Source organism: Pseudomonas sp. B21-031 (assembly GCF_024748985.1).
GTDB lineage: Bacteria > Pseudomonadota > Gammaproteobacteria > Pseudomonadales > Pseudomonadaceae > Aquipseudomonas > Aquipseudomonas kermanshahensis.
This window is the reverse complement of the sequence record NZ_CP087181.1, coordinates 5,547,612-5,560,267: the sequence shown is the minus strand read 5'-3', so window position 1 is coordinate 5,560,267 and position 12,656 is coordinate 5,547,612. Positions and strand designations below refer to the sequence as shown.

6 protein-coding genes are annotated in these 12,656 nt (G+C 64.0%); 5 read left to right on the top strand and 1 reads right to left on the bottom strand.

Going from position 1 to position 12,656, the window contains the following annotated elements:
* Positions 1-55 precede the first annotated feature (55 nt).
* From hutU to hutG, 5 genes are all read left to right on the top strand, one after another.
* Positions 56-1,729, top strand: a complete 1,674-nt coding sequence (hutU, locus tag LOY53_RS24800; protein ID WP_027592395.1) for a urocanate hydratase — start codon at positions 56-58, stop codon at positions 1,727-1,729.
* Positions 1,730-1,798: 69 nt separating this feature from the next.
* Positions 1,799-3,331 (top strand): histidine ammonia-lyase, encoded by a 1,533-nt coding sequence (gene hutH / locus LOY53_RS24795; RefSeq protein ID WP_027592396.1) that lies wholly within the window; start codon positions 1,799-1,801, stop codon positions 3,329-3,331.
* A gap of 151 nt (positions 3,332-3,482) precedes the next feature.
* Positions 3,483-4,886 (top strand): amino acid permease, encoded by a 1,404-nt coding sequence (locus tag LOY53_RS24790; RefSeq protein WP_252826088.1) that lies wholly within the window; start codon positions 3,483-3,485, stop codon positions 4,884-4,886.
* A gap of 16 nt (positions 4,887-4,902) precedes the next feature.
* On the top strand, positions 4,903-6,108 hold the full coding sequence (gene hutI, locus LOY53_RS24785; RefSeq protein ID WP_252826087.1) for an imidazolonepropionase: 1,206 nt from the start codon (positions 4,903-4,905) through the stop codon (positions 6,106-6,108).
* 10 nt (positions 6,109-6,118) lie between these two features.
* Positions 6,119-6,922, top strand: coding sequence for an N-formylglutamate deformylase (hutG, locus tag LOY53_RS24780; protein ID WP_252826085.1), 804 nt, complete (start codon positions 6,119-6,121; stop codon positions 6,920-6,922).
* A 38-nt stretch (positions 6,923-6,960) separates the two neighbouring features.
* Here hutG and LOY53_RS24775 read toward each other — a convergent pair whose 3' ends face one another.
* A complete protein-coding gene (locus LOY53_RS24775) occupies positions 6,961-12,618 on the bottom strand; it encodes an NEL domain-containing protein (RefSeq protein ID WP_258703391.1) in 5,658 nt (1,885 codons plus the stop codon).
* Positions 12,619-12,656 lie beyond the last annotated feature (38 nt).

The window sequence follows — 12,656 nt, the reverse complement described above, 5'->3', positions numbered from 1 at the left end:
TTTGTATATTGACCACGACACACCTGCCCGCGGACGACCGCAGAGGACCCTTCCCGTGACCGACAACAACAAATACCGTGACGTTGAAATCCGTGCCCCACGTGGCAACAAGCTGACCGCCAAAAGCTGGCTGACCGAAGCGCCACTGCGCATGCTGATGAACAACCTCGATCCGCAGGTCGCCGAAAACCCTAAAGAACTGGTGGTCTACGGTGGTATTGGTCGCGCTGCCCGCAACTGGGCCTGCTACGACAAGATCGTCGAGACCCTGACCCGCCTGGAAGACGACGAAACCCTGCTGGTGCAGTCGGGCAAGCCGGTCGGCGTGTTCAAGACCCACAGCAACGCCCCCCGCGTACTGATCGCCAACTCCAACCTGGTGCCGCACTGGGCCAACTGGGAACACTTCAACGAACTGGATGCCAAGGGCCTGGCCATGTACGGCCAGATGACCGCCGGCAGCTGGATCTACATCGGCAGCCAGGGCATCGTCCAGGGCACCTACGAAACCTTCGTCGAGGCCGGCCGCCAGCACTACGGTGGCAGTCTCAAAGGCAAGTGGGTACTGACCGCAGGCCTCGGCGGCATGGGCGGCGCCCAGCCACTGGCCGCGACCCTGGCCGGCGCGTGCTCGCTGAACATCGAATGCCAGCAGAGCCGCATCGATTTCCGTCTGGAAACCCGCTACGTCGACGAGCAGGCCAACGACCTCGACGACGCCCTGGCGCGCATCGCCAAGTACACCGCCGAAGGCAAGGCCATCTCTATCGCCTTGCACGGTAACGCCGCTGAAATCCTGCCTGAGCTGGTCAAGCGTGGCGTGCGTCCGGACATGGTCACCGACCAGACCAGCGCCCACGACCCGCTCAACGGCTACCTGCCGGCCGGCTGGACCTGGGAGCAGTACCGCGACCGCGCGCAGACCGAACCGGCTGCGGTGGTCAAGGCCGCCAAACAGTCCATGGCCGTACACGTACAGGCCATGCTCGACTTCCAAAAGCAGGGCATCCCGACCTTCGACTACGGCAACAACATTCGCCAGATGGCCAAAGAAGAGGGCGTGGCCAACGCCTTTGACTTCCCAGGCTTCGTACCGGCCTACATCCGCCCGCTGTTCTGCCGCGGCGTAGGCCCGTTCCGCTGGGCCGCGCTGTCTGGCGAAGCCGATGACATCTACAAGACCGACGCCAAGGTCAAAGAACTGATCCCCGACGACGCCCACCTGCACCGCTGGCTGGACATGGCCCGCGAGCGCATCAGCTTCCAGGGCCTGCCAGCGCGAATCTGCTGGGTCGGCCTGGGCCTGCGCGCCAAGCTGGGCCTGGCGTTCAACGAAATGGTCCGCAGCGGCGAGCTGTCGGCGCCGATCGTGATTGGCCGCGACCACCTGGACTCCGGTTCGGTATCGAGCCCCAACCGCGAAACCGAAGCCATGCGTGACGGCTCCGACGCCGTCTCCGACTGGCCGCTGCTCAATGCCCTGCTCAACACCGCCAGCGGCGCCACCTGGGTGTCGCTGCACCACGGCGGCGGCGTAGGCATGGGCTTCTCGCAGCACTCGGGTATGGTCATCGTCTGCGACGGTACCGATGAAGCCGCCGAGCGCATCGCCCGCGTGCTGACCAACGACCCAGGCACCGGCGTTATGCGCCATGCCGACGCCGGCTACGACATCGCCGTCGATTGCGCCAAAGAGCAAGGCCTCGACCTGCCAATGATCACGGGCTGATCGCTGCACTTTGAGTGATACTGAACAACAAGAAGGGGCCTGCGGGCCCCGACAGAATGGAGTAGCGAAGTGACCGAACTGACCCTTAAGCCTGGCACCCTGACCCTGGCCCAGCTGCGCGCGATCCACGCCGCACCCGTGCGCCTGCGCCTGGATGCCAGCGCCGACCAGCCGATCAACGACAGCGTTGCCTGCGTCGAACAGATTCTTGCCGAAGACCGCACCGCCTACGGCATCAACACCGGTTTCGGCCTGCTGGCCTCGACCCGCATTGCCAGCCACGACCTGGAAAACCTGCAGCGCTCGCTGGTGCTGTCCCACGCCGCCGGCATCGGCGCGCCGCTGGATGACGACCTGGTGCGCTTGATCATGGTGCTCAAGATCAACAGCCTCAGCCGTGGTTTCTCCGGCATCCGCCGTAAGGTGATCGATGCACTGATCGCCCTGGTCAACGCCGAAGTCTACCCACACATCCCGCTCAAAGGCTCGGTCGGTGCTTCCGGCGACCTGGCACCGCTGGCGCACATGTCGCTGGTGCTGCTCGGCGAAGGCAAGGCGCGCTACAAGGGCCAGTGGCTGTCGGCCACCGAAGCCCTGGCCGTTGCTGGCCTGGAACCTCTGACCCTGGCCGCCAAAGAGGGCTTGGCCCTGCTCAACGGCACCCAGGCGTCCTCGGCCTACGCCTTGCGCGGGCTGTTCTACGCCGAAGACCTGTATGCCGCCGCCATTGCCTGCGGTGGCCTGACCGTGGAAGCGGCGCTGGGCTCGCGTTCGCCGTTCGATGCACGGGTGCATGCCGTGCGTGGCCAGCGTGGCCAGATCGACACCGCCGCGTGCTTCCGCGACCTGCTGGGTGAAACCAGCGAAGTCTCGCAATCGCACAAGAACTGCGACAAGGTCCAGGATCCGTACTCGCTGCGCTGCCAGCCACAGGTCATGGGCGCTTGCCTGACCCAGCTACGCCAGGCTGCCGAAGTGCTGGGCATCGAAGCCAACGCCGTGTCCGACAACCCGCTGGTGTTCGCGGCTGAAGGTGACGTGATCTCGGGCGGTAACTTCCACGCTGAGCCGGTGGCCATGGCCGCTGACAACCTGGCCCTGGCCATTGCCGAAATCGGCTCGCTGAGCGAGCGCCGCATTTCGCTGATGATGGACAAGCACATGTCCCAACTGCCGCCGTTCCTGGTGGAAAACGGTGGGGTCAACTCCGGCTTCATGATCGCCCAGGTCACCGCTGCTGCGCTGGCCAGCGAGAACAAGGCGCTGTCGCACCCGCACAGCGTCGACAGCCTGCCCACCTCGGCCAACCAGGAAGACCACGTGTCGATGGCCCCGGCGGCGGGCAAGCGCCTGTGGGAAATGGCCGAAAACACCCGTGGCGTGCTGGCCATCGAATGGCTGGGCGCCTGCCAGGGCCTGGACCTGCGCAAAGGGCTGAAGACCTCCGCCAAGCTGGAGCAGGCGCGTCAGGCGCTGCGCAGCGAAGTGCCGCACTATGACCGCGACCGGTTCTTTGCGCCGGATATCGAGAAGGCCGTCGAACTGCTGGCCAAGGGCAGCCTGACCGGGCTGCTGCCGGCTGGGGTTCTGCCTAGCCTGTAATGCCTTTGGGGCCGCGTTGCGGCCCATTCGCAGCACAAGGCTGCTCCTACAACGGCGACGCTTTCCCTGTAGGAGCAGCCTTGCGCTGCGAAAGGGCTGCACAGCAGCCCCCCTCGATCTCACGACCACAAAAACAAAATTAGGACGTGACATGCAACAAGCTCAAGGTCTCAAGCGCGGGCTATCGGCCCGGCACATCCGTTTCATGGCGCTCGGCTCCGCTATCGGTACCGGGCTTTTCTACGGTTCCGCCTCTGCCATCCAGATGGCCGGCCCCGCCGTGCTGCTGGCCTACCTGATCGGCGGCGCCGCCGTGTTCATGGTCATGCGCGCCCTCGGCGAGATGGCCGTGCACAACCCGGTCGCCGGGTCCTTTGGCCACTACGCCACGACCTACCTCGGCCCCATGGCCGGCTTCATCCTCGGCTGGACCTACGCCTTCGAAATGGTCATCGTCGCCATCGCCGACGTGACCGCCTTCGGTATCTACATGGGCTTCTGGTTCCCTGAAGTGGCCCGCTGGATCTGGGTGCTGGGCATCGTCTTCCTGATTGGCGGCCTGAACCTGTGCAACGTCAAAGTGTTCGGCGAAATGGAATTCTGGCTGTCGCTGCTCAAGGTCGGCGCGATCGTCGCGATGATCCTCGCCGGCCTCGGCATCATGGCCTTCGGCTTCAGCCAGGTGGGCACCGGGCATGCCGTCGGCTTGAGCAACCTGGTCGAGCATGGCGGCTTCATGCCTAACGGTGTCGGCGGCCTGATCGCCTCCTTCGCGGTGGTCATGTTTGCCTTTGGCGGTATCGAAATCATCGGCGTGACCGCCGGTGAGGCCAAGGACCCACAACGGGTCATCCCCAAGGCCATCAATGCCGTGCCACTGCGCATCCTGCTGTTCTACGTGCTGACCCTGTTCGTGCTGATGTGCCTGTACCCGTGGCCGCAGATCGGCAGCGAAGGCAGCCCGTTCGTGCAGATCTTCAGCAACCTGGGGATCGGTTCGGCAGCGGCAGTGCTCAACGTGGTGGTGATTTCCGCTGCGATTTCGGCCATCAACAGCGACATCTTCGGCGCCGGCCGCATGATGTATGGCCTGGCCCAGCAAGGCCATGCCCCGCGTGGTTTCAGCAAGCTGTCCAAGCACGGCGTGCCGTGGATGACCGTGGTGGTCATGGGCGCGGCGCTGCTGGTGGGGGTATTGCTCAACTACCTGATCCCCGAGAACGTGTTCCTGCTGATCGCTTCGATCGCCACCTTCGCCACTGTGTGGGTGTGGCTGATGATCCTGGTCACCCAGGTCGCCATGCGCCGCAGCATGAGCCGCGAAGAAGCCGCGCAGCTCGCGTTCCCGGTACCGTTCTGGCCCTATGGCCCCGCCATGGCCATCGCGTTCATGGTGTTCATCTTTGGCGTGCTCGGTTACTTCCCGGATACCCAGGCCGCGTTGCTGGTCGGTGTCGTCTGGGTGGTGTTCCTGGTGGCGTCCTACCTGCTGTGGTGCAAGCCGCGGCCAGGGCAGGGCAAGGCGGCCCAGGTGCCGGCCGAGCTGCACCGCTAGTACAGGAGATTTGCAAATGAGAACCCTCTGGCAGCACTGCCATGCGGCAACCATGGTGGACGGCCGTTACGCGATCATTGAGGACGCGGCGATCGTCACCTGCGCCGGGCTGATCGAATGGATCGGCCCACGCAGCGAGCTGCGGCCGGTCGAGGCTGAGCGTACGGTGGACCTGGGCTATGCCTGGGTCACCCCTGGCCTGATCGACTGCCACACCCACGCCGTGTTCGGTGGCAACCGCAGCGGCGAGTTCGAGCAGCGCCTGCAAGGCGTGAGCTATGCCGAAATCGCGGCGCAAGGCGGCGGCATCGCCAGCACCGTGCGGGCCACCCGCGCGGCCAGCGAGGATGAGCTGTTCGCCAGTGCTCGCCAGCGGGTTCAGGCGTTGATGCGCGATGGTGTGACCACGCTCGAGGTCAAGTCCGGCTACGGCCTGGACCTGGCCAACGAGCGCAAGATGCTGCGCGTGGCCCGGCGCCTGGCCGACGAATTGCCGCTGTCGGTGCGCGCCACCTGCCTGGCGGCCCATGCCCTGCCGCCGGAGTACGCTGGCCGGGCCGACGACTACATCACCCACATCTGCGACGAGATGCTGCCGGCCTTGGCTGCAGAGGGCCTGGTGGATGCCGTGGATGCCTTCTGCGAACACCTGGCGTTCTCCCCGGCCCAGGTCGAGCGGGTATTCATCAAAGCGCGTGAACTGGGCCTGCCGGTCAAACTGCATGCCGAACAGCTGTCGTCGCTGCACGGCTCCAGTTTGGCTGCGCGCTACCAGGCGCTGTCGGCCGACCACCTGGAATTCATGACCGAGGAAGACGCCATCGCCATGGCTGCGGCCGGCACTGTCGCCGTGCTGCTGCCGGGCGCCTTCTACTTCCTGCGCGAGACCCAGTTGCCGCCGATGGAAGCCTTGCGCCGCCACGGGGTGAACATTGCCCTGGCCAGTGACCTCAACCCCGGCACCTCGCCAGGGTTGTCGCTGCGCCTGATGCTGAACATGGGCTGCACGCTGTTCCGCATGACCCCGGAAGAAGCACTGGCCGGCGTGACCACCCATGCCGCTACGGCCCTCGGCCTGGGCGACAGCCACGGCTCGCTTGAAGTGGGCAAGGTGGCCGACTTCGTCGCCTGGCACATCGAACGCCCTGCCGATCTGGCCTACTGGCTCGGCGGCGACCTGCCCAAGCGCGTGGTGCGCGGGGGCCATGAAATTTCCAATTGAGCGAGGCGCAATGGACAAGGTACTGAGTTTTCACCAGGGCCGCCTACCCCTGCTGATCAGCATGCCTCACGCTGGGCTGGGCTTGACCCAGGCCGTGCGCGAGGGCTTGGTCGACCAGGCGCAGAGCCTGCCGGACACCGACTGGCACATCCCGCGCCTGTACGCTTTCGCCCGTGAGCTGGGTGCTAGCGTGGTGGCGGCGGAGTATTCACGCTTCGTCATCGACCTGAACCGCCCGGATGACGACACGCCGCTGTACGCCGGGGCCACCACAGGGCTGTACCCGGCCACGCTGTTCGAGGGTGAGCCGCTGTTCAAACACGGCAAGGAACCCTCCGCGGACGAGCGCAAGGCCTACCTGGAACAGATCTGGCGGCCGTATCACGAGACGATCCAGCGCGAGCTGGCGCGCCTGCGCGAGGCGTTCGGCTACGCCTTGCTGTGGGATGCCCACTCGATCCGCTCGCTGATCCCGCACCTGTTCGACGGCAAGCTGCCGGACTTCAACCTGGGCACCTTCAACGGCGCCAGTTGCGATGCCAAGCTGGCCGAGCGGCTGCAGGGGGCGTGCGCTGAGGCACAGGGTTATAGCCATGTGCTGAACGGGCGTTTCAAAGGCGGGCATATCACCCGGCATTACGGTAACCCGGACGAGCACATTCATGCTGTGCAGCTGGAACTGGCGCAGAGCACCTACATGGAAGAAGTGGAGCCCTTCGCGTACCGCGAAGACCTGGCGCAGCCGACTCAAGCAGTGCTGCGCGCGCTGCTTGAGACACTGCTGGCCTGGGGCCGGGAGCGCTACGGAAGGTAAGCGGATGTCGAGCGGCGCGGCGCGGCGCTCAACGGGCGTCAAGCGTACCTGTAGCTTTCGGCGATGGTCAGTTCGCGTATCATGTGGGCGACCTTCTGTTCGTATTCGAGCTTCAGGCGTTCGAACAGCGGCGCCAGTGCTTCCAGGGTCGGGCTGGCACCGCCGGGCTCCCGTGTTTCATCTGGCGCATCCAGCACGCGCTGTTGGTAGTCTTGCTCCAATACGGCGAAACGCTCCGCATAGGTTTCCCGCAGGTAGTCGACCCAGGCATCCTGCCGGGCGGCAAATGTCAGGAACGGGTCGCCACTTTCATCTGCAAGTACCTGCGCGCGAGCAGCATCCAGCTCTGCGGGGCTGACGTTGGCGCAGGCCTGGTAGAGCATCTTCTTCGGTGCCAGCGGCAGCTCCAAAGCCTCCGCCAGGTTCAGCTTGTAGGCCATGCGCACTTCGGCCTCGTCCCTGGTACCGGCCCGTTCGCGGGCGATGGTTTCAACGGCCTCCAGCCGATATAGGCGCAGTACCAGGCGATACAGCGCCTGTCCGCGAGACTGCTCGGGCAGCGCCTTGAGTGCCTGTTCGGTGAAGACCTTGATCTCCATTTGGTTGAACACCAGCCAGGCGCCGTCGTGGCAGGTCTGGTATAGCCCTTGACCATTGCGCTCGACGCCCGCGTGGGCCATGCCATTGAACAATGCACGTTCCTCGGCGCTGTTGCCGGCGACCTCCAGAATGCGCCAGACGCGCGCGACAAAATCGGCGCGGGTGGCCAGTGTGCGATACGAGGCCGTGTGCGCCAGGCGGCCTACCAGTTCGAGCAATGCCGGCGCTTCGCCGCCCTGTTGCAGCGTCTCCCACACCGTGCGGTGCGCTTCGTTTTCCTCCACGCTCGCCATGAGCCAGTCATCGACGTCGGGGGCATCCATTTCAGGTTCCAGGGCGGGGCTGTGGGCATGGCCATGGTCGCCGGAACTGACGCTGTCATCATCGTCACTGTCATCGGACTCGCTGTCCGAGTCGTGACGTTCGCGCCAATGCTCCTGAAGAATTTCGTCGGGCAGATCCATCAGAAAACTGTACGACCTGTTACGCGCTTCAGAGCCATGGGCGCGGGACATCGTGAAATCGCTTAGCGGGTTGCCACGCAGGGATATTTCCGTGTGCGCATGGTCATTGCGAGGGTTGTACAGGATGTTGTCCGGCAGGTTGACGATCTGGTTATCGTCGAGGTCCAGAGTGTCCAGGGGCAGAAGGGTCTCCACCCACGCTGGCCACGTGTGCAGGCCGGTGTTGGCCAAGGTGAGCCGAGTCAGGTGATCGCTCAGGGTTTGCAGGTTCTCATTGTCGAAAGAAGCGGCCAGGCGGTTGCCTTCCAGATTGAGCGATTGCAACTGGGGCATGCGCGCGAACATTGCCATGGCGTCGTCATCGATCTGACCACCCTCTATACGGATTGTCAGATGGTGCAGGTCCGGTAAGGCTTCTAACACGTTGGGAAGCGCGCCAGTCGGTGCAACCTGGCCATCGAGGGTGAGTGCCTCCAGTTGTGTGAAGTGCCCCAGGAGCCTATTGAGCTGCTCGCGGGTGGCGGTCATGCGCAGCAGCTGTAGTTCGCGCACGCGGGCGTACAGGTGCGGCGGAAATTGCGGTGGGAAGTTACTCAGCGAAATGTCGGTTAACTGCAGCGGGCCCGTGGTCCCCAGGAAGTCAGCGCGCATGAATGCGAGCCATGCCTCGCCGATTTGCCTTCTGGCTGCGGTTGCCTGTTCGCTCACGGGGTTGGACGAGCTTGAGGCATTGGCCCAGTTGTCGAAGATGGCCAGCACCTCCTGTTGATCCCGCCTGTAGGCCTGGGCACTTTGCTGAATATTGGGAGGGGTGTCGAATGCCAGTTCGAAGTGCCTGGCATCGGGTGCCTGATCAGCCAACAGCGTCAGAATGGCCTGGCGCGACAGCAGGTTACCTTGCAAGGATATGCGCCCACGTGGCTGTGCAGTTCGTGGTGCAAGGGCGAGTTCGTCGGGCACGCTGGTCAGCGCGTTGTCACGCAGGGAGAGATGATCGATCGTAGTGAGCGATTGGCTGTTTAGCCAGGCAGGCCAATCCACCAGGCCCGTGCGGTCCAGGCCGAGATAATGTAAACGGACATTGCCGATGTTCGGCGTGTCCTCGAAGTAGTTGATCGGGCTGCCGCTCAGGTCGAGCACCTCCAGGTTCGGAAAGCGGTCACTCAACCCTGCGATGTAACCGCCACTCAGGCCCAGGCGTGTGTCGTGCAGCCGCAGCTCGCGCAGTGTCGCAAACGCCTGCCGGGGTTGCAGGTTCAAGGTGCTGTAGGTGAGCCCTTGAGGGCTGCTGACTTCCAGGGATGTGAGGTGCCGGAAGCGTTGCAGGAAGTTGTCTACCGCCTGCAGTTCCGGGCCGATGTTCGCGCCCAGGGTTTGCGAGGTCATCAGACCGGTACCTTGGTAATCAACCAGCTGCAAACGCACGATGCGTTGCTCGAAAAAGGCGGGCAGCTGTGCGGGGTAGTCGATCAGCAGGATGCGCTCCAGGCGTAGTGTGGCAGCGCCCCGTCCAATTTCCGGTAGGTGGGTGGCCTGCCAATGCTGCCATAGCGCGTCCTGAATGCGGGTTCGGCTGTTCAGGCGCCTGTGCAGGTCAGGCAGATCAAGGGCCGCGTCGCTCCAGGCGGTCAGGCTCTGGTCCAGGGCATCACGTTCGGCGATCAGCTCATTCAAGCGCTCGCTGATCTGCACGCGTGACAGCCCTGCGCTTTCCAGGGCGGCCAGTACCGCTTCGGCGCTCTGCGCGTCTTGCTCAAGCGCCAGCAGCCGAATCAGATACAGCAGGTCTTCCCTCAAAACTGTGCTGGCGAGCGTGCCGCGGCCGCTCAATGGGTAGCCCACTCGTCCGTCGGCGAGGCGCATGGGCGAGTTTGCGCTTGGTTTGGCCGGTTGCATGTGGAGCACCTTGCGCAACTCGGGCCGTGGCAGTAACGGTAACTGCTGTACGCGTTGCTTGAGCGCTGGGCCTTCCCAGGTATTGGGAAAGCCCAGCGCTGCTCGGTTCGCGTCGGGCAATGCATGCAAGATGGCCGAGTAGAGCGTGTCGCGCCCATGCAGTTCGTGCCCTTCGCCATCGTAGGTCTGGTAGCCATCGGCGTGTTGGGTCAGCACTTTGCGAACAAGCCCGTCTGGCGCGCCTACCTGATCGATCAAGGGGCCGGTGAACCTGCTTTGGCGGAGCTCGATGCGGATTTCGTCAGCCCAGCCAGGCAAACGCGCCACACTGTGCAAAACAAGCCTGTCGGTGTCCGGGTTGTTCACATTGTCGAGGTAGAGCCCCTCGTAGGCACGCGCCAGGCGTACCTGCTGTTGGTAGGTATGGATTTCTTGAGCCAGACGCAACGGGACCTTGCCCGCCAGCAACTGCTCCAGCTCCGCTGGGCTGGCATGGCGCGCCAACTCGTCTGCGATACCAACGGGCAGCGCGGGGTAGCGGCGGGTAATGGTCTGGGTGCTGGGGGCCTGATCGACGGGCGGTGTCTGGTAGCGCGCTTGAAAGGCAGTGATGCGTGTGTTCGCGTCTGTGCCGGCCAAGTCCTGTGACACCTCATGGTCCAGGCTGAAGCGGCGCAGGGTGTCTTCCAGCAATGCTGGCGGGCGCTGGTTTTCGATCAGTACCTGGCGCAGGACGGATTCATGGGTATCGCTGACGGCAAGGATGCGTCGGGCGGTTTCTTCGGAGAACCCGCTGGCCGAAGGCCCCAAGCGTCGGAACAGCGTATGACCCTGCCATTGGCGCGGGCGCTCGAACTCATGCTGCCAGGCACCGGCTTCGTTATGGCGCAGCAGGGGCTCGTAGCTGATGGCTTTGGTCGGGTGCTCAATGCGCTGTTGGGGTGGATTGCCTGGCGAGGTCTTGACTGAATAGACGCGGTCTTCCAACGCCAGCCAAGTCTTGCCCTGGTAGTGATAGAGGCCGAACGCGTCAGGTTTCAAGCCGGCAGGCAACAGGATGTCATGGGCAAAGGGCGTGATATCGGTTTTGATCAGGCGTGTCTTGCCATTGGCCAAGGTAACGCTTTGCAGCTCTTCGATGAACGATGGGGTTTCGACCGGTATCCGCTCGAGGGCGGGCGTGGTGCCAGCACCGGCACCGGCGGCGCCGAGTGCGGCGAACAAGGCGACGTTCTCGACCACGTCCATGAGGTAACCAAAGGCCTGCTCGCGCTCGCCCCGGCTCCAGCTTTCGATACCCTCGTAACTTTCATAGGCCAGCTGAACGGTGGTCACGACCATCATCACCTGGCCCAGAACGGGTACGAAGAAGGCGCCGATGTTCAGCGCCTGCAACACGCCACCGGCGAAATACGCGAGGCGCGCTTCCAGTGCCTTTTCGTCCATTACAGCAGTCGGTACGCCATGGTAAAGCGCATCCGTTCGCAGTTTTCGAACCTTGCGCAGGGTGAACTCGGTCAGGAACGGCTGGCTGTAGTCGTGCATGCGCACGTGCAGCTTGGCCTGCCGATGCGGGCGGCGAACCTTCAGTTGCCCGCCCTCGGCCCACACCAGCGGATAGAGGCGATCGGTAAGGGTGGCGAACAGGGCGTCGGCTTGCTCATCGGCCACCAGGCCACGGAAGAAGTCCAAGTAGCCTCGGCTGAACATTCGGTTGCGTAAGTCGCTGACGAAGTCGAGCGTGGAGGCGTACTCCTTGAGAGCGCACACCGGGTCTTCCGGAATGTAGACAGTGAAGGGCCCGCGCAGGCCGCCCTGGTCGTCCGACGGGCCGATGGCCACCACGCCGGTCAGGTCGACATCCCGCAGTTGCAGGTTACGGCTCAGCAGCGGGCTGCCGTCTCGCACAACGCGCTTGTTATCCGCAACGTCCAGCAGCAAACCGTACGTGCGTTCACTGATGTGCTTTTTCATGTACGCCACGCAGGTATGCAGCTTCAGCGTCGAGCTTTCGCACCGTTTGAGCAGGCCGAGCTGATTGAAGGCGGCTGCCCCCGGCGCCTGGTCGGCCGAAGAGGCGGGGTTGAACACGGCTTCGAGGGTTTTCTGGTACTGCCCGCCCAGGTCCAGTTCCCGGCACAGTGCGGCGAATTCATGGGGGGCGATCGCCAGCGTGTGGTCCTCATTGGCGGGGTCGTAGATGACTGCTTTCATGCGTCTCAGGTCCATCCCCCCAGCCTGAGTGTCGCCAGCCACGAAGTTTTGCAGCGCGGCGGTCAGCAAGGGTTGGGTGGCTCGGCGCACGGCGGCGGCGGCCTCCACTGCTGGGTCTTTTGACAGGTTCGCGAAAGACCAGGGCGTGTCCGCAAGCTTGGGGTGGAACAGGACGGCCCGGCGAACGTCCACCTCCAGCCCAAAACGCTGTGTGATGGCTGTTTTGAGCAGGGGTTCGGCGAAGGCTTCAAGGGTGGTCAGTTGCCCCAAGGCGTGTTGCTTCTGGGATTCGAGCCAGCGGAAATGGGCATGCTCGGCGTGAAAGGTCGCCACGGTCTCCGGCATCTGCAGGCATGCCTGTTCATACCAGTCCAAAGGCTGCTGGGTAGCACTGCGCAAGGCCGCGTACTGGTGCGCTGGCAGTGCCTTGAACCAATCGGGGACGAGCCCTGTGATCAGTGAGTAGGCGGGGTTAATGGCGTCGCCGCCGACGATTCCGGCAGGGGCAATGATGGCAGGCATGAGAGACTCCGATTGATTGGTCAGTGTCGGAGTCTGTC

Coding starts and splice junctions, on each gene's coding strand:
- LOY53_RS24790 (WP_252826088.1), top strand. CDS start 3,483: ATGCAACAAGCTCAAGGTCTCAAGCGCGGGCTATCGGCCCGGCACATC.
- hutG (WP_252826085.1), top strand. CDS start 6,119: ATGGACAAGGTACTGAGTTTTCACCAGGGCCGCCTACCCCTGCTGATC.
- LOY53_RS24775 (WP_258703391.1), bottom strand. CDS start 12,618: ATGCCTGCCATCATTGCCCCTGCCGGAATCGTCGGCGGCGACGCCATT.
- hutI (WP_252826087.1), top strand. CDS start 4,903: ATGAGAACCCTCTGGCAGCACTGCCATGCGGCAACCATGGTGGACGGC.